Annotated in this window: 15 protein-coding genes; 5 read left to right on the top strand and 10 right to left on the bottom strand. The window is 67.0% G+C overall.

Features of this window, described 5'->3' with window-relative positions:
* Positions 1-17 precede the first annotated feature (17 nt).
* The 7 genes from VLK31_RS06815 to VLK31_RS06785 all read right to left on the bottom strand — a co-directional run bounded on the left by VLK31_RS06815 (position 18) and on the right by VLK31_RS06785 (position 7199).
* Positions 18-785, bottom strand: a complete 768-nt coding sequence (locus VLK31_RS06815; protein WP_409167626.1) for an ABC transporter ATP-binding protein — start codon at positions 783-785, stop codon at positions 18-20.
* A 50-nt stretch (positions 786-835) separates the two neighbouring features.
* On the bottom strand, positions 836-2293 hold the full coding sequence (locus VLK31_RS06810; protein ID WP_409167625.1) for a PHB depolymerase family esterase: 1458 nt from the start codon (positions 2291-2293) through the stop codon (positions 836-838).
* 180 nt (positions 2294-2473) lie between these two features.
* Positions 2474-3661: a substrate-binding domain-containing protein gene (locus tag VLK31_RS06805; protein ID WP_409167624.1), complete on the bottom strand. Its 1188-nt coding sequence runs from the start codon at positions 3659-3661 to the stop codon at positions 2474-2476.
* Positions 3662-3793: 132 nt separating this feature from the next.
* Positions 3794-4081, bottom strand: coding sequence for a hypothetical protein (locus VLK31_RS06800; protein ID WP_409167623.1), 288 nt, complete (start codon positions 4079-4081; stop codon positions 3794-3796).
* Positions 4078-4410: a hypothetical protein gene (locus VLK31_RS06795; RefSeq protein WP_409167622.1), complete on the bottom strand. Its 333-nt coding sequence runs from the start codon at positions 4408-4410 to the stop codon at positions 4078-4080. Before VLK31_RS06795 ends, VLK31_RS06800 begins: the two co-directional genes overlap by 4 nt.
* Before the next feature lie 54 nt (positions 4411-4464).
* Positions 4465-5490 carry a DUF4272 domain-containing protein gene (locus tag VLK31_RS06790; protein WP_409167621.1) on the bottom strand — a complete coding sequence of 342 codons (1026 nt, stop codon included), beginning with the start codon at positions 5488-5490 and terminating at the stop codon, positions 4465-4467.
* A 185-nt stretch (positions 5491-5675) separates the two neighbouring features.
* Positions 5676-7199: a sigma-54 interaction domain-containing protein gene (locus tag VLK31_RS06785; protein ID WP_409167620.1), complete on the bottom strand. Its 1524-nt coding sequence runs from the start codon at positions 7197-7199 to the stop codon at positions 5676-5678.
* A gap of 81 nt (positions 7200-7280) precedes the next feature.
* Here VLK31_RS06785 and VLK31_RS06780 point away from each other — a divergent pair, with 81 nt between their 5' ends.
* From VLK31_RS06780 to VLK31_RS06760, 5 genes are all read left to right on the top strand, one after another.
* Complete coding sequence (locus VLK31_RS06780) at positions 7281-8480, top strand: cation:proton antiporter (protein ID WP_409167619.1); 1200 nt, start codon at positions 7281-7283, stop codon at positions 8478-8480.
* 87 nt (positions 8481-8567) lie between these two features.
* Entirely contained in the window at positions 8568-9281 is a 714-nt protein-coding gene (locus tag VLK31_RS06775; RefSeq protein WP_409167618.1) for a TetR/AcrR family transcriptional regulator, read from the top strand.
* Complete coding sequence (locus VLK31_RS06770) at positions 9278-10843, top strand: efflux transporter outer membrane subunit (protein ID WP_409167617.1); 1566 nt, start codon at positions 9278-9280, stop codon at positions 10841-10843. Before VLK31_RS06775 ends, VLK31_RS06770 begins: the two co-directional genes overlap by 4 nt.
* On the top strand, positions 10840-12057 hold the full coding sequence (locus tag VLK31_RS06765) for an efflux RND transporter periplasmic adaptor subunit (RefSeq protein ID WP_409167616.1): 1218 nt from the start codon (positions 10840-10842) through the stop codon (positions 12055-12057). Before VLK31_RS06770 ends, VLK31_RS06765 begins: the two co-directional genes overlap by 4 nt.
* 16 nt (positions 12058-12073) lie before the next feature.
* A complete protein-coding gene (locus VLK31_RS06760; RefSeq protein ID WP_409167615.1) occupies positions 12074-15184 on the top strand; it encodes an efflux RND transporter permease subunit in 3111 nt (1036 codons plus the stop codon).
* 391 nt (positions 15185-15575) lie between these two features.
* On the opposite strand, the gene VLK31_RS06755 is transcribed toward VLK31_RS06760, so the two are convergent.
* From VLK31_RS06755 to VLK31_RS06745, 3 genes are all read right to left on the bottom strand, one after another.
* Positions 15576-17093 carry a tripartite tricarboxylate transporter permease gene (locus VLK31_RS06755; RefSeq protein WP_409167614.1) on the bottom strand — a complete coding sequence of 506 codons (1518 nt, stop codon included), beginning with the start codon at positions 17091-17093 and terminating at the stop codon, positions 15576-15578.
* A 1-nt stretch (position 17094) separates the two neighbouring features.
* Positions 17095-17664 (bottom strand): tripartite tricarboxylate transporter TctB family protein, encoded by a 570-nt coding sequence (locus VLK31_RS06750; RefSeq protein ID WP_409167613.1) that lies wholly within the window; start codon positions 17662-17664, stop codon positions 17095-17097.
* A 124-nt stretch (positions 17665-17788) separates the two neighbouring features.
* The gene (locus tag VLK31_RS06745) at positions 17789-18748 is read right to left on the bottom strand and encodes a tripartite tricarboxylate transporter substrate binding protein (protein WP_409167612.1); all 960 of its coding nucleotides are present in this window, start codon (positions 18746-18748) and stop codon (positions 17789-17791) included.
* Positions 18749-18845: the final 97 nt, after the last annotated feature.

Raw genomic sequence — 18845 nt, 5'->3', positions numbered from 1 at the left:
CAAATTCATCAGGCCGCTCATGCAGTCGCCTCCTTCGCAATGCCCAGATAGGCCTCCTGCACCACCGGCGAGGCGATCACCTCCGCCGGTTCACCGTCCGCCACCAGCGTGCCGTTGTGCAGCACGATGATCCGGTCCGCCAGCTCGCGCACCACGTCCATCTTGTGTTCCACCAGCAGGATCGTCTTGGTCTTGTCCTGCTTGAGCTTGCGGATCAAGTCGAGGATGACCGGCGCCTCGGCCGCGTTCATGCCGGCCGTGGGTTCGTCGAACATGAAGACCTTGGGCTCCAGCGCCATCAGCAGCGCCACCTCCAGCTTGCGCTGGTCGCCGTGCGGCAGGCTGGCCACGGTGGCGTGCTCACGCGACTTCAGCGCCACGTCGGCCAGGATCTGGTCGGCGCGCTCTGTCAGCGCCTTGTGGTCGCTCCAGATGCTCCACAGGTTCAGCCCGCGCCGGTGCGCACCCTCGCGCGTGGCCTGCACCGCCAGGCGCACGTTCTCCAGCACGCTGAGGTTGGGGAACAGGTTGGTGAGCTGAAAGGCCCGCCCCAGCCCCGCATGCGTGCGCGCGGACGGCGACAGGCCCGACAGCAGTTGCCCGTCGAGCAGCACCGTGCCGGCGCTCGCCTTGAGCTGCCCGGAGATCAGGTTGAAGTAGGTGGTCTTGCCCGCCCCGTTGGGGCCGACGATGGCCGTCAGCGTGCCCGGCGCAAAAGCGCAGCTCACGTTGTTGACGGCCACGTGCCCTCCGAAGCGGATGGTCAGGTCGCGGGTCTCAAGCATCGTTGGTCATTGCAGGTCAGAAGAATCGAAAGATGAAAGCTCGCCCCGGCTCAGCAGGTGCCTATGACGTAGTAGCCAGGGCCTGTCTGCTTCAGCGTGGTGGTCGCGTAGATGTTCCACAGGCCCATCGACTGGTTGGAGCCGTAGGCATAGGTCAGCCCGTACAGCGCATAGGCGCGCCCGGTGATGGTGTGGGTGTAGTTGCTCGCGGTGTAGCAGGTGCCTCCGCCGCCGGTTCCAGTACCGGCCAGCGTGGCGCCGGTGGCCGCGCCGGACATGGCGCCCTCCACGTTGCTCGCGTTCAGCGCTGACACGGTCCAGCTGTAGGTGGTCGACGCGGCAAGGCCGGTGTCGGTGTAGCTGGTGGCCGCGACGGGCGCGGCATTCACCTTGCTGCCGCCGCGGTACACGTTGTAGCCACTGGCACCGCTCACGCCGGACCAGGCAATCACCATGCTGCTGCTGGTCGCGCCCGAGGTGCCCACGCCGGCCGGCGCGGGCAAGCCGCTGCCACCGGGCGAACCGGTGACGCGGTCGATCATGGCCTTCATGGCCGCCATCTGCGGGCCGGACTTCTTCGAGTAGTTGGCGCTGTCGTAGCCCCACCAGTCCCAGCAGCTGTTGGTGGCCGCGGTGCTGGTCTGCGGGTAGAGCAGCACGATGTTGTTGGTGTCGGCCCAGCGGTTGTAGCCCGTCTTGCGCACGTACTGGTCGCTCACGTCGGTGTAGTTCTGCTTGCAGCCGTGCAGCACCAGATGCACGCGGCACGAGGTGGTGGTGCAGGCCTGCGGCACGTAGAGCCAGCCCGTGGCGGCCATGCCGTGGCCGGTGATGAACTCCGACTGGTTGAACTCGGTGAACGTGCCGCCCAGCGTGCCGTTGTTGCGCGGGTTCAGCGGCCCGTAGAGCTGCGTGAGGATCTCGCCCGCCAGGTCGAAGCCGCAGTTGTTGATATACGGCGCCGCAGTGGTACTGCAGGCGCTGCCGTAGTCGTCGGTGACCATCGCATGGCCCGCGCCCACGTTGTTCTTGTAGACCGTGTTGGCGGCCGGCACAAAGCTTTGGTAATAGGTTTTCAGGTCGTCCATCACCGGCTGCTTGACGGTGTTGTCGGACGTGCCCGAGAACAGGTACACCTTGGAGCCGCTGAGGTTGGACACTGGGTCGATGGTGCCGCTGGCCGCCCAGCTGTTGGTGGTGCTCACGAGCGAGGACACCGGGACGCTGGTGCTGTGCGTCATGCAGCGCCCGGTGGCGTTGAGCACCGAGCCTTCGGCGCAGTAGAACGGCCCGCCGGCCACCACGCCGGCGCCACGCTTGAAGGTGGCCGAATAGGCCACGTGCAGCTGCACCGACATGAAGCCGCCGGCCGACAGGCCCGACACGCTCACCTCCGCCGGGTTGGCGCCCAACGCCGGCAGCGGCACCGCCGCTGTCGCGGCATGCGCCACCACCGTCATGGCCGCGGCCGCGGCAAGTCCCTTCCAGTTCAATTTCATCGCTGGCATCGCTGTCTCCTTGTGTTTTGGGTATCGAACGCTTGCTTGCAGACTGACGAATCGGCCGTGGCAACGCACCGCGCGCGAACTCGTGCGAACGCGGGCGCTTCGCCCGGCGGCCATCCGGGGCGAAAAAGGGAGCGGCGCCTTCGGTGCGCCGCGGGGTTCAGGTGACGATCGGCGCCGTGCTCAGCGCTTGTTCTTGATGGGAATGTCCATCTCTTCAGGCTTGATCTCGTGAACCAGCTCAGGCACGCCCCAGGCGAACGCCGGGTCGACCTTGATCTTGAAGTGGTACATCGACTGCATCGCCTGATGGTCTTCCTTGCGGAAGGTCATCTTGCCCTTGGGCGTGTCGAAGCTCATGCCTTCCATCGTGCTGATGAGCTTGTTGGTGTTGGTGTCGCCGCCCGTCTTCTTCAGCGCCGTCACCACCGCCATGGCGGCCGAGAAACCGCCGGCCGTGAAGAAGTCCGGCGGCGTCTTGAATTGCTTGTAGTGCGCCGACACCATCGCGTCGTTCACCGGGTTCTTCGGCAGGCCGAAGTAGTAGTACGCCGCGCCTTCCATGCCCGGCAGGCTCTTGTAGGCGGCCATGGCGGGCAGGATGTTGCCGCCGGTGGCAATCTCGATGCCGTAGCGCTTCAGGTCGAGGTCGACGATCTTGAACGGGTTGCCCGCGCCGGCCCACACGATCCAGATGATCTTGCGGCCCGGCTGGTCCTTGAGCTTGTCGATCAGGCGCTGCGCGCCGGCCGTGAAGTCGGTGGTGGCGGGCGGCAGGTATTCCTCGTGCACCAGCTTGGCCTTCTTCAGCGCGGAGCCGAAGGCCTTCACGCCGTCGCGGCCAAAAGCGTTGTCTTGGGCAAGCGTGGCCACGGTCACGCCGGCCTTGTCGACAGCCACCGCGTTGGAGATGGCGTCCTGGCTCGAATTGCGGCCGGTGCGAAAGATGTACTTGTTCCACTTGTCGCCGGTGATCGAGTCGGCCACGGCGGGCTCGACCAGCAGAATCTTCTTGTATTCCTCGGCCACCGGCAGCATGGCCAGCGCCACGCCCGAGGCGGTGGGGCCGACAGCCAGCGCGGCCTTGTCGTCGGAATACGCGGCGGCCAGCAGCGACTTGCCCAGGTCCGGCTTGCCCTGGTCGTCCTTCTCGATGACCACGATCTTCTTGCCGTTGACGGCCATGGTGCCGCCGGTGGCGTAGTCCAGGCCCATCATGAAACCGGTCTGGGTCTGCTTGCCGTAGGCCTCCAGCGCGCCGGTCTTGCTGTAGATGTGGGCGATGCGAATTTCGTTGGACTGGGCCCAGGCGGGAGCGGCGGCGGCGCAGGCGGCAAGTGCGGCCAGGGCGACGAGATGGCGACGGTTCATTCTGTGTCTCCTGATTTAGGTGACTGAATATTGCACACTTCGTGCCACCATGTAACTCATTGATAACAAACGCTTCTTCATTCGGAAGCACCTGCTATCGGCTGAATTCAGAACACTTGTGTTGTCTGAATTTCAGTCAACTGTCTTTTTATCAGTCAGGGTTTTCGCGGAGGCTTGGCGGTCGGTTATCCATTGCTGGAACTGCCGCTCGGCCTGCATGCGGAACTCGTTGCGCGCATGGTTGCAGGCGGCATGCGCCAGGCGTCGGTGTTTGGCCGAGCGCAAGCCGCCGAAAGTGGCATCGACCAGGTGCTCGATGGTGGCGGACTCGGGTCGGCCGAAGGGCTCGGCAAAGTCCATCGGCAGGCCGCACCAGTGGCAGTTCGGGCCGAAGGTCGAGCGCAGTGCCTTGACGCTCACAGGTTCGCGTACTCGAGGATTTCCTGGCCCATCAACGTGCAGTCGTTGCCCGACACGTAGTAGATGAGCCGCATGCGGTAGTCGCCCTTGTAGATGCTGCCCCACACCTCCAGCACCTTGAACTGCTGCTTCTTGTTGGCGGGGTTGCGAATGGGCGGCAGCTCTTTCACGTCGGGGCTGATGCGGATGCGATCGTCTTCGCCGAAATGAAAGGTCAGCAGCTTCTTGGCGCGGGAGACGGCTTCACCGGCGCACTGGGGCGCGGCACTGGCGAGGCCGGCGGTGGCGCACAGCGCAACAAGGGCAAGGGAGCGAATCGATGTCTTCATGGATGGCGTGAGGGCAAATGCGGGAACCGGCTGCACCGGGTGCAGGCGGCATTGTCATGTGGGCGTGTCGACGTCGTCCCAGTCGTGGTCCTCGAAGCGAACGAGCCAGTTCAGCGCATGGTGCCGTTCCGCGACCACGCCGGCGTCCAGCCCTTGCGCCAGGGCCGTCTCCTTCATGCGCGACTGGCGTATCAGCCAGTGGAGACGGTAGTGCAGGTCGAGCGCGTCCAGGATGTCGCTCGCTGTTTGCAGCTTTGCAGCGCGCACGGCCCCCTCCACATCTCGCGCATCGAGCAGGACGCGCGTTGCCAGCGGCACGTCGCAGATCGCCTCGGGAAACGGCAGCGCGTCGACCAGCCCCAGCGCCCACTCGAGCACGAAGAGGCACTCGAAGCGCCAGCCGAACTGCACCACGGCAGACTCCGCGGGTGCGTCGTCGCAAAGAAAGGCCTGCTCGTTCGGCGTGAGGTTCGCCTGCGCGGACGGCAGCCGTGCCAGCAACTCGTTCACTGCAAGCGGCGCGTTGTTCGCGACCGACTCGGCTCGGGCCGCCACCGCCAGCAACGCGAACGCCCTGCCCGCCAGGTCTTGCGGCGCGCGTGAGCGCAACTCGGGCTCCGAAATCAGGGGCGGAAGATGCTGCGGCACCGACACGCCTCGCGACGCAAGCAGCGCCTCGGTGCGTGCCTTTCGTTGCCAGGCCTCGGGCGGATAGGGAAGCGCAGCCTCCTGGTCGGGCTCCTCTCCCGCGGCGGACAACAGCACCCGCCCGTTGGGATCGCGGATGTCGCCGTCGGGCAGAAAAACGATCGCGTTCGCACGCTCGGCCCAGGCAGAGAACGCGTCGAGCTGCGCCTCGTCGATCGACAGGCTCAGGTGTTGCTGCACGCGCTGAACATGGCGCATCACGTGATAGCGGTTGCGCGACATTTCGCCGTTGCCGCGGCTCAGCACATAGCCCACGAAGCCCGAGAGGTGCGGTGCGAGTTCTGCGTCCGACAGACCGCGGCGCGCAAGAAGGGTGTGTGCAAAGTCCAGGGGCGGCAGGTCGGCACGCGTGCAGTAGGCGTTGATCAGCACGCCTTCGCTCGCCTGGCCATCCGCGCGCTGCGTTGGTTCTTGCTTCGGTTCTTGCGCTGGTTCTTGCGATGGGGGCCTGGCCGCTCCCGCGCCCAGCGCCTTCAATCGTGTCAACAAACCCTTCATTGGAAATGTCCTCCTTGCTTGCTTGAAATAAGGTCCAGCTTATCGGCCGGCGAACAGGCTCACGGCGTCTGGATGGTCATGCGTTCGTAAAGGGTCGCACGCGAAATGCCGAGCAGCCTTGCGGTCGCCAGCTTGTTGCCACCGGTCGACGCCAGCGCCGCCGCAATCGCCTTGTGCTCCAGCTCCGCCACCTGCTGCGCCAGCGGCCTCAGCAGCGCGGCTTCTTCATCGGCATCGTGTGCGCTTTGCAGCACGGCCGGCAGCTCGATCTGCTCCAGCCCCGCTTCACGCAGGATGCGTTCGAGCTGCACGGCGTCGATGCGCTGCGAGTCGCTGCGCATGGTCACCTGCTCCAGCACGTTGCGCAGCTCGCGGATGTTGCCGCGCCAGTGCTGGCCGGCCAGCAGCGCGAGCGCGTCGGGCGTGAGCTCGGGCGGGGCCTCGCCGCTGCGCAGCGCCATGTCTTCGCCCAGCGCCTCCACCAGCGCGGGAATGTCCGCGCGCCGGTCGCGCAGCGGCGGCACGCGCAGCGGCAGCACGTTGAGGCGGTAGTACAGGTCTTCGCGAAACTGCCCGCGCCGCACCAGCTCCGGCAGGTCGCGCGAGGTGGCCGCAATCACGCGGGCGTCGAAGGGCACGAGCTTGTTGGAGCCCAGCGGCTCTATCTCGCCCTCCTGCAATGCGCGCAACAGCTTGGCCTGCAGGCCCAGCGGCATGTCGCCGATTTCATCGAGAAACAGGCTGCCGCCATCGGCCAGCTTGAACTTGCCTTCGCGCCCGCGCCGATCGGCACCGGTGAAGGCGCCGGGAGCGAAACCGAAGAACTCTGCCTCCAACAGTGTGTCGGGCACGGCCGCGATGTTGACGCTGACGAACTGCCCCGTGGCCCGCGCCGACGACGCATGGATGGCATGCGCCAGCAGCTCTTTGCCGGTGCCGGTCTCGCCCAGCAGCAGCACCGGGCTGGCCGACTGCGCGGCGCGGCGCGCATGGCGCTTGACCTCTACCGCCGCGGGGCTGCTGCCGATGAAGCTGGCAAAGGTGTACTTGGAACGCCGCTGGCCGTCGGGCGCGTGCTGGTACAGCGGGTTGTTGCGCTGGCTCGCAAGCTCGCGGCGCGCGTCGTCGAGGTCGCGCTGCAGCAGCGCGAATTTGCTGATGAGCGGCTGCAGAGTGGTCTCGGGCTGGTCGAACAGCACGATGCCGATGGCACCGATCACGTCGCCCGCGCTGCCCTGGCGCTCTTCGCGCAGCGGTATGCGGCTGACCACGAAAGTGCCTGCCTTGTTGGTCAGCAGGTCGACCAGAATGGGCTCGCCGGTTTCGAGCACGCGCCGCATCTGCGTGTTGGGAATCACGTCTTCCACCATGTGCCCCATGAACTGGTCGATCGACGAGAAGCCCAGTGCCGGCAGAAAGCGCCGGTAGCCCTCGTTCACCCACACGATGCGCCCGCCCCGGTCGACCAGGAACATGCCCTGGCTGATGCTGGAGAACAGATGGAACATCGAGCGCGCGGCCAGCGCAAGGATGCCCTCGGCGTCGAGGGGCAAGGCGGTCGGTGCGGGGGTGGCGGCAGGCATGGGCGGAATCGTAGCGCCCTGCCCGGCCCGGGCCGTGCGCCATGACAAACTCCCGACCTTTCCAGCCAACGACTCTGCCTCATGAGCACCTCCGAGATTTTTCTGATCGCCATGCTGATCATCTTCACCCTGCCCTACCTGGTGTGGCGCCTGGGCCGCACCGAGTACTTCGCGCCGCTGGTGGTGGTGCAGATCGTCACGGGCATCGTGCTTGGGCCGGGCGTGCTGGGCGCGGTGTTTCCGCAGTACTACAAGTTCGTTTTCAACGCCCCGGTGATCCAGTCGTTGAACGCCATTGCGCAGTGGGCGGTGATGCTCTTCGTGTTCATCGCCGGCATCGAGCTCGACCTGCGCAAGGCCTGGGAACACCGGCGCGAGAGCGGCATCACCGCCGGCCTGGCGCTGGGCGTGCCGCTGCTGCTGGGCAGCGCAGCCGCCATCGGCATGCTGATGTTTCCCGGCTGGATGGGCGCCAAGGCGCAGACCTGGCAGTTTGTGCTGGGCATCGGCATGTCGTGCGCGGTGACGGCGCTGCCCATTCTCATTCTGTTCATGGAGAAGCTGCAGATCCTGCGCCAGCCCATCGGCCAGCGCATCCTGCGCTACGCGAGCCTGGACGACATCGCGATCTGGGGCGTGCTGGCGCTCATCCTCATGGACTGGGAACGCGTGGGCAAACAGCTTGCCTTTCTGGCGGTGTTCGCCGTGGCGAGCATGCTGTTTCGCCGGCTCATGCGGCGCATTCCGCAGAGCGACCGCTGGTACCTGGCGCTGGTGTGGCTTGCGGCCTGCGGGCTGGGGGCCGACTGGTCGGGGCTGCACTACATGGTGGGCGCGTTCATTGCGGGCGCGGTGATGGATTCGGAGTGGTTCGACCAGCCGCAGCTCGACAGCCTGCGCCACCACGTGCTGCTGGTGGTGATGCCCGTGTTCTTTCTCAGCACGGGGCTGCGCACCAACTGGGACGTGGGCGGCGCCGCGGTGTTTGTGGCGGCCGGCGTGCTGCTGGTGGCGTCGGTGGGCGGCAAGCTCATCGGCACGCTGCTGGCCGGGCGCATCTTGCGCTGGCAGCCGGGCGAGGGTTTGCTGATTGGCTGGCTGCTGCAAACCAAGGCGCTGATCATGATCATTTTTGCCAACGTGCTGCTGGACAAGGCGCTCATCACCAACGAGGCCTTCACCGCGCTGCTGCTGATGGCGGTGGCCAGCACCATGCTGACGGTGCCGGTCGTTGCGCCGCGGCTGCAGCGAATGAAAGAGATTGTTTTTCGCACCAAATAGCCACGGGGGGCGGCCGCAGGCCGGGGCCTTCAGAAAGCCTTAAGTAAATCAATCGTTTGATTTCATGCATGGTGTAATGCCACCCACATGACCGCGAACGACGCTCCTACATCAGGCTCACCAGGCCCCCAGCCGCCGCGCCGCGCACCGCGCGCCGACGGCGCCGAGGCACGCCACCGGCTGCTGCACACCGCCTTGCGGCTGTTCGCGCAGAAGGGCTTCGCCAAGACGTCGACCCGCGAGATCGCCCGCGAGGCCGAAGTCAACATTTCGGCCATCAGCTACTACTTCGGCGACAAGGAGGGGCTGTACGCCGCCACCTTCAGCGAGCCGATGGGCGGCGACCCCGGCGACCTGGTGGCCGCCTGCAAGGCCCCGGGCCAGTCGCTGCAAGACACGCTGCGCATCTGCATGGTGTCGATGATCGACCCGCTCAAGCAGGGCGAGATCGTGCGGCAATGCATACAGCTGCACATGCGCGAAATGCTGGAGCCCACCAGCCGCTGGGCCGAGGAACTCGACCGCGAAATCAAGGGCCCGCACCGCGCCATTGCAGAGCTGCTGTGCCGCCACCTGAAGGTGGAGCGGGCCGACGACGACATTCACCGCCTGACATTTGCAATCACCGGGCTGTCGATGCAGCTCTACGTGAGCCAGGACTTCATCGAGGCCCTGCGCCCGTCGCTGCTGCGCACACCGCGCGCCATCGACACCTGGGCCGACCGCCTCACCGGCTATGCGCTGGCGCTGGTCGAGGCCGAAGCGGCGCGCCGCAGCGCCGAGAGAAAGCACAAGACATGAGAAGACTCCGACCCCGACTGATGGCCAACCTGTGCCTGCCGATGACCATGGCCGTGGCCATGACGCTGGCAGGCTGCTCCCTGACGCGCCCGCCCGCGCAGGTGGCCGCGCCCTTCCCCGCGCAGTGGAACGCACCGCTGCCCCATGGCGGCTCGCTCGCATCGCTGGCCGACTGGTGGCGCCAGCTGGACGACCCCTTGCTGGTCGAGCTCATCGCCGCCGCCGAGGCCGCGAGCCCGAACGTGGCGAGCGCCGCGGCGCGCGTGGCCGAGGCGCGCTCCACACGCGTGCAGGCCGGCGCGGCACTGCTGCCGAGCCTGGACGGCACGGCTTCGGCCAGCCGGGGCACCTCGGGCTTTTCTTCCGGCGGGTCCAGCAGTGGTACCAGCAGCAGCGGTAGCAGCAGCGCGCTTTCCGCCAGCACGCCTGTCACCACGCTGCAGGCCGGCCTGCAGTCCAAGTGGGAGGTCGACCTGTTCGGTCGCCTGCGCGCCGACCGCGACGCCGCCGAGGCCAAGCAGAGCAGCGCCAACGCCAAGTGGCACGATGCCCGCGTGGCGGTGGCGGCCGAAACCGCCAACGCCTATTTCGCCGAGCGCGCCTGCCAGGCGCAATTGCGCGTGTCCGTTTCCGACGCGCGCTCGCGCGCCGAGACCTCGCGGCTCACCGACCTGTCGGCAGGCGCGGGCTTCACCGCCCCTGCCGATGCGGCATTGGCCCGCGCCAGCGCCGCGGACGCCTCGGGCCGCCTGACCCAGCAGCGCGCCCAGTGCGCGATACAGCGCAAGGCGCTGGTGGCGCTCAGCGGCATCGACGAACCCACGCTCGCACAAAAGCTCACGGACTCGCCCACGCAGCGCGCGCTGCCGGCGGTAGGCAGCATCGCCAGCGTGCCGGCCGAAGCCATCGCGCAGCGCCCCGACGTGTACGCGGCCGAACTCGGCGTGGCCTCGGCCAGTGCCGACGTGGGCTCCGCCGAGGCCGAGCGTTACCCCAAGCTCACGGTGTCGGGCAACATCGGCCGCTCGCAACTGCGCGTGAGCGGGTTTCGCCAGTCGCTCGAAACATGGACCGTGGGCCCGGTCTCGCTCACCGTGCCGCTGCTCGACGGCGGCGCGCGCAAGGCCAACACCGACGCGGCCAAGGCGCGCTACGCCGAGGCCGTGTCGCTCTACCGGGCCAACGTGCGACAGGCGGTGCGCGAGGTAGAAGAAGCACTGGTCAACCTCGACGCCACCGACGCCCGCACCACCGACGCCGACAGCGCGGTGAAGAACTACCAGGCCTCCTTCGACGCCACGCAGGCCCGCTACAGCAGCGGCCTGGCCAGCCTGTTCGAGCTGGAAGACTCGCGACGCACCCTGTTCACCGCGCAGACCGCGCGCGTCTCGCTGCAGCGCGAGCGCACCGAGGCCTGGGTGGCGCTGTACCGCTCGATGGGCGGCGGCTGGAGCCGCCAGGCCAACGAGTCCGCCGCCAACCCGTCCACCCCATCCACAGAGTCCACGGAGTCGTCCTCGACGGCCCCCACACCGGCCGCCAAGGTCGCGACGTCGCCATGAAAACAATGAAGCGTTCCACCCTCGTCATCGCGCTGGTTGCGCTGGCCGTCGTCACTGCCGGCGCGTTCTTCATGATGCGCAAACCATCGGACAACGCAGGCGGGGCCGCGGCCACCGCAAAGGCCAAGAACGGCAAGGACGGGGCGAATGCGCCCAAGCCCGCGCTGACCGTCACCGTCGCCCAACCCGCGGCCACCGAACTGATGCTCACGCTGGCGGCCAACGGCAACGTGGCCGCCTGGCAGGAGGCCGTGGTCGGCTCCGAATCGAACGGCCTGCGGCTTGCCGAAGTGCGCGTGAACGTGGGCGACGTGGTCAAGAAGGGCCAGGTGCTGGCGGTGTTCTCGCCCGAGACGGTGCGCGCGGACATCGCGCAGTCGCGCGCCTCGCTGGCCGAAGCCCGCGCCACCGCGGCCGACGCCGCCGGCAACGCAGCGCGCGCCCGCACGCTGCAGGCCACGGGCGCGCTGAGCCAGCAGCAGATCAACCAGTACCAGACCACCGAGCAAACCGCCAAGGCGCGCGTGGAAGCGGCCGAGGCCGTGCTGGCCGCGCAGGAAGTGCGCGGGCGCAACACGCAGGTGCTGGCGCCCGACGACGGCGTGATCTCCGCGCGCGCCGCCACGGTGGGCAGCGTGGTGGCCGCCGGCACCGAGCTGTTCAAGCTGATCCGCCAGGGCCGGCTCGAATGGCGCGCCGAGGTCACCTCCGCCGAGCTGGGCCGCATCGCGGTCGGCACCACGGCCTTTGTGGTGAGCGCCAGCGGCGCGCAGGTGCGCGGCAAGGTGCGCAGCATTGCGCCCACCGTCGACCCGCAGACGCGCGCCGCGCTGGTGTATGTCGACCTCCCCAACGTGCAGCAGAACACCGGCATCAAGGCCGGCATGTTCGCGCGCGGCGACTTCGAGCTGGGCCGCAGCTCGGCGCCTACCGTGCCGCAGGCCGCCATCGTGCCGCGCGACGGGTTCAACAACGTCTTTGTGCTCAAGCCCGACAACAAGGTGGCGCAGCTGAAGGTGCAGATCGGGCGCCGCCTGAACGACCGCATCGAGATCACCAGCGCGCTGCCCGACGGCGCGCGCGTGGTGGTGCAAGGCGCGGGCTTCCTCAACGACGGCGACCTGGTGCGCGTGGTGGACACGCCCGTGCCCGCGGCGCAGCCTGCCGCTGCTGCTCCTGCCGCTGGTGCCTCCGCCAGCGCGGCAGCCAAGTAACCCGAAGGAACACGCCATGAACGTTTCCGCCTGGTCCATCCGCAACCCGATTCCGGCGGTGATGCTGTTCGTGCTGCTCACCTTCGGTGGGTTGCTGTCGTTCAACGCGATGAAGGTGCAGAACTTTCCGGACATCGACCTGCCGACCGTCACGGTCTCGGCGTCGCTGCCCGGTGCCTCGCCTTCGCAGCTGGAGAACGATGTCGCGCGCAAGCTCGAGAACGCCATTGCCACCGTGCAGGGCCTGAAGCACATCACCACCAAGGTGCAGGACGGCGCGGCCACCCTCATCGTGGAGTTCCGCCTTGAGAAACCCGTGCAGGAGGCCGTGGACGACGTGCGCTCCGCGGTGCAGCGCGTGCGCTCCGACCTGCCTGCCGACGTGCGCGACCCGGTGGTCACCAAGCTCGACCTGGCGGGCCAGCCGGTGCTGGCCTTCACCATTGCCTCGTCGCACATGGACAACGAGGCGCTGAGCTGGTTTGTCGACAACGACATCACCAAGAAGCTGCTCGCGCTGCCCGGCGTGGGCGCGGTGAACCGCGTGGGCGGCGTCACGCGCCAGGTGCACATCGACCTCGACCCGGCTAAGCTGCAGGCGCTGGGCGCCACGGCCGGCGACATCTCGCGCCAACTGCGCCAGGTGCAGACCGAAAGCGCGGGCGGGCGCTTCGACCTGGGTGGCAGCGAACAACCGGTGCGCACCATGGCCACGGTGCAGTCGGCCGACCAGCTCGCCGACATGCAGATCGCGCTCACCGATGGGCGCCGCGTGCGCCTGGACCAGGTGGCCCGCATCAGCGACACCATTGCCGAGCCGCGCGCGGCCGCGCTGCTCAACGGCAAGCCGGTGGTGGGCTTCGAAGTGGCGCGCAGCCGCGGCGCCAGCGAGGTGGAAGTGGGCCACGCGGTGCAAAAGGCGCTGGCCGACCTGCGCGTGCAGCGCCCCGACATCGAGCTGACCGAGGCCTTCAACTTCGTCGACCCGGTGGAAGAGGAATACAACGGCTCGCTGCACCTGCTGTACGAAGGCGCCATCCTGGCGGTGATCGTGGTGTGGCTCTTCTTGCGCGACTGGCGCGCCACTTTTGTGTCAGCCGTTGCGCTGCCTATGTCGGTGATTCCGGCGTTCATCGGCATGCACCTGCTGGGCTTCTCGGTGAACGTGATCTCGCTGCTGGCGCTGTCGCTGGTGGTCGGCATATTGGTGGACGACGCCATCGTGGAGGTCGAGAACATCGTGCGGCACTTGCGCATGGGCAAGACGCCGTTCCAGGCGGCCATGGAGGCGGCCGACGAAATTGGCCTGGCGGTGATCGCCACCACCTTCACCCTCATTGCAGTGTTTCTGCCCACGGCTTTCATGAGCGGCGTGGCCGGCAAGTTCTTCAAGCAGTTCGGCTGGACCGCCTCGCTCGCGGTGTTCGCCTCGCTGGTGGTGGCACGGGTGCTCACGCCCATGATGGCGGCCTACATCCTGAAGCCGATCGTCGGCGCGGAGAAGGAGCCCGGCTGGCTGCGCTGGTACATGCGCGCGGTGGAGTGGAGCACGCACAACCGCTTCAAGACGATGGTGCTGGCCACCCTGTTCTTCTTTGCTTCGCTGGCGATGATTCCGCTGCTGAAGACCGGCTTCATTCCGCCGGACGACAACTCGCAGACGCAGGTGTACCTGTCGCTTGCGCCGGGCGCCACGCTGGCGCAAACCACGGCCGCGTCGGAGGAAACGCGCCGCCGCGTGATGCAGATCCCCCATGTAAAGAGCGTCTACACCACGGTGGCCGGCGGCAGCGCGGGCGGTGACCCGTTCGCCAGCTTTGGCACGCCTGAAACACGCAAGGCCACCCTGACCATCAAGCTCGATCCGCGCGGCGACCGGCCGCGCAAGCAGGTGATCGAGCAGCAGATTCGCACCGCGCTCGAAACCCTGCCCGGCGTGCGCAGCACGGTGGGCCTGGGTGGCTCGGGCGAGAAGTACATCCTGGCGCTGACCGGCGAAGACCCGCTGGCGCTGGCCAGTGCGGCCAGCGCGGTCGAGAAAGACCTGCGGACCATTCCGGGCCTGGGCAACATCACGTCCACCGCCAGCCTGATTCGCCCTGAGATTGCCGTGCGGCCCGACTTTGCGCGCGCCGCCGACCTGGGCGTGACCAGCTCGGCCATTGCCGAAACCCTGCGCGTGGCCACGCTGGGCGACTACGACCAGTCGCTTGCCAAGCTCAACCTTGCGCAGCGGCAGGTGCCGATCGTGGTCAAGCTGGAAGACTCGGCGCGGCAAGACCTCGACTTGCTCGGGCGGCTGCCGGTGCCGGGCGCGCGCGGGCCGGTGATGCTGAACCAGGTGGCCACCTTGACGATGGAAGGCGGCCCGGCCGTGATCGACCGTTACGACCGTTCGCGCAACGTGAACTTCGAGATCGAGCTGTCGGGCGTGGGCCTGGGCGACGCCAAGGCGGCGGTCGAGAAGTTGCCCTCGATCCAGAAGCTGCCGCCGGGGGTGCGCATTGCCGAGGTGGGCGACGCCGAGGTGATGACCGAGTTGTTCGCGAGCTTCGGCCTGGCGATGCTCACTGGGGTGCTGTGCATCTACATCGTGCTGGTGCTGTTGTTCAAGGACTTCCTGCACCCAGTGACGATTCTGTGCGCGCTGCCGCTGGCTTTGGGTGGTGCATTCGTGGGGCTGTTGATCGGGCAGAAGGCGTTGTCGATGCCGTCGTTGATCGGGTTGATCATGCTGATGGGCATTGCGACGAAAAATTCCATCCTGTTGGTGGAGTACGCCATCGTGGCGCGCCGCGATCACGGCATGAGCCGGTGGGACGCGTTGCGTGATGCGTGTCACAAGCGGGCGCGGCCGATCATCATGACGACGCTGGCCATGGGCGCGGGGATGTTGCCGATTGCGGTCGGTTTTGGCGCGGCGGACTCGAGCTTTCGTTCACCGATGGCGATGGCGGTGATTGGGGGGCTGATCACCTCGACGGTGTTGAGTCTGCTGGTGGTGCCAGCGGTGTTCACCTATATCGACGACATCGAGCACTGGATACGTCGCACGGTTCGCAAGCTGCGGGGGAAGCCGGTGGATCCGCATCTTGAAGACGACCTGGTCGAGACGCCTCGGGGGTGATTTCGGTTGGGCTGTGGGTTCAGCTTTAGACAAGGGCGGCGCTCGGGTGCACAGGCCGCCGGGTACTCCCCTCCGCGAATGTCCCCCGGGGCTGCGCCCCTCCTCCTTTATTTCGCTGCGGGGAGCACCCGACGCCCTGTGCACCTGGACACGCTGCTGGTGCTCGCTGATCAACCAGTGCTCTGACCAACGCCCCCGCTGTCGGTGTGCGGCTGATAACCCCGGCTCTGAAGACGCTCACGCCGATGGGGTGCCTTGCGCAGCGAAATAAAGGAGGAGGCCGCAGGCCGGGGGACATTCGCGGAGCAAGGTACCCCGTCGGCGTGAGCGTCGCCCCGAACAGCAGCGCCGCCAACGCCAAGAAAAAGCGCAAGACGGCGACCGCAAAAAATCACTGAACAGCGAGCCGCCTCAACTTGCGTTCGCTCATCCGCTTGGCAAGACGCGGCAGCACCAGCACGGCCACGACAACGACCACCAGCGTGATCGACATCGGACGCTGGAAGAACACCAACGCACTGCCCTCGCCGATCGACATTGCATTGCGCAACTGCGCCTCGGCAAGCGGCCCAAGAATCATGCCCACAACGACAGGGGCCGTCGGGAAATCGAAGCGACGCATCACCACGCCCAACAGACCGATGGCATACAACAGGAACAGGTCGAACGCGCTCTGACGCATCCCGTAAGCACCCACCGTCGCAAAGATCAGGATGCCGGCGTAAAGCTGGGGCTTCGGAATTTTCAGCAGCTTGACCCACAGGCCGACCATCGGCAAGTTGAGCACCAGCAACATCACATTGCCGATGTACAGCGAGGCAATCAGCGCCCACACCAACGCAGCCGACGTGGTGAACAACTGCGGACCCGGCTGAATGCCGTAGTTCTGGAATGCACCCAGCAAGATGGCCGTGGTGTTCGATGTGGGAATGCCCAGCGTCAGCAACGGAATCAGGGCGGCCGTTACCGTGGCGTTGTTGGCGGCCTCGGGGCCGGCCACGCCTTCGATGGCACCCGTGGTGCCGAACTCGGCCTTGGCGTCCTTGTCCTTGGCGAGCTTCTTTTCCATCGCATAGCTCAGGAACGTCGGAATCTCGGTGCCGCCCGCGGGAATGCAGCCGAAGGGCGTGCCGATGGCGGTGCCGCGCAGCCAGGCGGGAATGGAACGCTTCCAGTCGCGCTTGCTCATGTGCACACGGCTCAGCTTGTTCTGCGCCTCGACGACCTTGCCTTCGTACAGCACCGCGTACAGCACCTCGGCCACCGCGAACAGGCCCACGGCCACCAGCACGATCTCGATGCCGTCGAGCAGCTCGGGCACGCCGCCCGTGTACCGGCCCTGGCCAGAGATCTGGTCCAGGCCCACGCAGCCCGCGGCCAGGCCGACGAACAGCGCCGTCATGCCGCGCAGCGTGCTCTTGCCAAGCACCGCGCTCACCGTGGTGAAGGCCAGCAGCATCAGCAGAAAATATTCGGGCGGGCCGAGCTTGACCGCGAACTCGGCCACGAAGGGCGCGAACAAGGTAACGATGACGGTGGCGATGGTGCCGGCCACGAAGGAGCCGATGGCGGCCGTGGCAAGCGCCGCACCCGCCCTGCCGTTCTTGGCCATCTTGTTGCCCTCCATCGCGGTCACCATGCTGGCGGTCTCGCCGGGCGTGTTGAGCAAAATGGAAGTGGTCGAGCCGCCGTACATGGCGCCGTAGTAGATGCCCGAGAAAAAGATCATCGAGGCCGTGATGTCGACCTTGCCGGTGATGGGCAGCAGCATGGCCACCGCCACGGCCGGGCCAATGCCGGGCAGCACGCCCACGGCAGTGCCGAGCGCGCAGCCGACCAGGCACCAGAGCAGGTTGATCGGGGTGATCGCAAGGGCGAAACCCGACATCAGTGCATTGAAGATTTCCATGTCAGAACCACCCGGTGTTGGTGAGGCCAGGCAGGCTGATGGCCAGGAATTGCGTGAACATCCAGAACACCGGCGCGGAGATCAGCGCACCGGCGATGAAGTCGTTGGCCCAGGTGCGCGGTGCGTTCACGCCGGCCTGCCCGCTCGCGCGGCGCAGCCCCTGCACGGCCAGCACGTAGCACAGCGTGCAGCTCAGGATGAAGCCCAGCGTGGTGATGAGCGCGGCGTTCAGCAGCAGCCCGGCCGACACCCAGACAAAGCCGGGCCAGTAGGCGTGCGCGGCACCCGAGGGCGCGTCGAGCTCACGGAAACCGCCGGTGCGTGCTTCCCACAGAATCCAGCCGCCGCACAGCACCAGCACCACCGACACCATCCACGGCAGAAAGTTGGGACCGACGCCGCCGTAGCCGGCCTCTGAAGAAATGCCGATGGCGCCGAAGGCCAGCGCCAGGCCGGTCAGCAGCACGCCGGCGCCGACCAGGGTTTGCGGCCACGTGACTGTGGAGCCTGTAGGGCTGACAGAGCCGTCAGGCCCGTTGCCAGGCAAGACCGAGGAGTCTGGAGTTGTCATTTTCTATCCCGGGTGTGCGGCGCCGGAGCGGCGCCAGATTTGAAAACGGCACGCTGTCTGCTCTTGCGAGGACAGCGCGCCGTGGGGCGGGCCAGTGAGCGAGCCGGTGGGCAGGCCCGGGGGCTTACACCATGCCGGACTTGGTCATGATGGCGCGCAGCGCGGCGAAGTCGTCGTCCACGAACTTGGCGAAGGCGTCGCCGGAGATCACGGCCGGGGTCCATTCGTTCTTCTTGAGCGATTCAGTCCACGAGGCGCTCTTCATGGCGGCCAGCACCATGTCGGTGAGCGCCTTGCGCTGTTCGGCTGAGATGCCGGGCGCGCCGTACACGCCGCGCCAGTTGCCGATTTCCACGTCGATGCCCTGCTCCTTCAGCGTGGGCACGTTGATGCCCGGCAGGCGCTGGGCGGAGGTGACGGCAATGGCCTTCATCTTGCCGGCGGCGATGTACTCGGCAAACTCGCTGTAGCCGCTGCCGCCGATGGTGACGTTGCCGCCCAGAATGGCGGCGGTGGCTTCACCGCCCCCGCGGAAGGCCACGTAGTTGATCTTGGAAGGATCGGCGCCGACCTTCTGCGCGATCATGGCCGCGGCAATGTGCTCGGTGGAGCCGCGCGAACCGCCACCCCACTTCACGCTGCCCGGGTCCTTCTTGAGCTGCTCGACCACGTCCTTCATGGTCTTGAACGGCGAGTTCGACGGCAGCACGAACACGTTGTATTCGGTGGTCAGGCGCGCGATGGGCGTGGCCTGCTCCAGCTTGACCGGCGGCTTGCCGGTGATGATGCCGCCCAGCATGACCGAGCCCATGACCATCAGCGCGTTGGCGTCGGCCTTGGAGCCATTGACGAACTGGGCCAGGCCCAGCGCGCCGGCGGCGCCGCCCTTGTTGTCGTAGGTGACGGTGTCGGCCACCTTGGCGTCGGTCAGGGCCTTGCCGAGCGCGCGGCCGGTGGTGTCCCAGCCACCGCCGGGGTTGGCCGGGATCATCATCTTGACGTTGGCGGCAGCCCGGGCGGACAGTGGCAGGGCACCGGCGGCGGCCAGCGCGGCCAAAGACTTCAGAAAGGTATCGCGACGCATTGTTGTCTCCTGAAAACTGGAAGGAACTTGAAAGGAACCTGACTTGAACCTGAGCGCTATCATGCGCCGCCCCGCTGTCAGTTGGCTGTCCACCAGA

The sequence above is a fragment of the Variovorax sp. H27-G14 genome, from assembly GCF_046156345.1.
Taxonomy (GTDB): Bacteria; Pseudomonadota; Gammaproteobacteria; order Burkholderiales; family Burkholderiaceae_C; genus Variovorax.
Note: the sequence above shows the minus strand (reverse complement) of the source record. Positions and strands in the feature narration are given on the sequence as shown.

Excerpts from the sequence above, each read along its gene's own strand:
- VLK31_RS06815 (WP_409167626.1), bottom strand. The coding sequence starts at position 785 with ATGCTTGAGACCCGCGACCTGACCATCCGCTTCGGAGGGCACGTGGCC.
- VLK31_RS06775 (WP_409167618.1), top strand. The coding sequence starts at position 8,568 with ATGACCGCGAACGACGCTCCTACATCAGGCTCACCAGGCCCCCAGCCG.
- VLK31_RS06810 (WP_409167625.1), bottom strand. The coding sequence starts at position 2,293 with ATGCCAGCGATGAAATTGAACTGGAAGGGACTTGCCGCGGCCGCGGCC.
- VLK31_RS06760 (WP_409167615.1), top strand. The coding sequence starts at position 12,074 with ATGAACGTTTCCGCCTGGTCCATCCGCAACCCGATTCCGGCGGTGATG.
- VLK31_RS06755 (WP_409167614.1), bottom strand. The coding sequence starts at position 17,093 with ATGGAAATCTTCAATGCACTGATGTCGGGTTTCGCCCTTGCGATCACC.
- VLK31_RS06795 (WP_409167622.1), bottom strand. The coding sequence starts at position 4,410 with ATGAAGACATCGATTCGCTCCCTTGCCCTTGTTGCGCTGTGCGCCACC.
- VLK31_RS06770 (WP_409167617.1), top strand. The coding sequence starts at position 9,278 with ATGAGAAGACTCCGACCCCGACTGATGGCCAACCTGTGCCTGCCGATG.
- VLK31_RS06765 (WP_409167616.1), top strand. The coding sequence starts at position 10,840 with ATGAAAACAATGAAGCGTTCCACCCTCGTCATCGCGCTGGTTGCGCTG.
- VLK31_RS06780 (WP_409167619.1), top strand. The coding sequence starts at position 7,281 with ATGAGCACCTCCGAGATTTTTCTGATCGCCATGCTGATCATCTTCACC.
- VLK31_RS06750 (WP_409167613.1), bottom strand. The coding sequence starts at position 17,664 with ATGACAACTCCAGACTCCTCGGTCTTGCCTGGCAACGGGCCTGACGGC.
- VLK31_RS06785 (WP_409167620.1), bottom strand. The coding sequence starts at position 7,199 with ATGCCTGCCGCCACCCCCGCACCGACCGCCTTGCCCCTCGACGCCGAG.
- VLK31_RS06805 (WP_409167624.1), bottom strand. The coding sequence starts at position 3,661 with ATGAACCGTCGCCATCTCGTCGCCCTGGCCGCACTTGCCGCCTGCGCC.
- VLK31_RS06745 (WP_409167612.1), bottom strand. The coding sequence starts at position 18,748 with ATGCGTCGCGATACCTTTCTGAAGTCTTTGGCCGCGCTGGCCGCCGCC.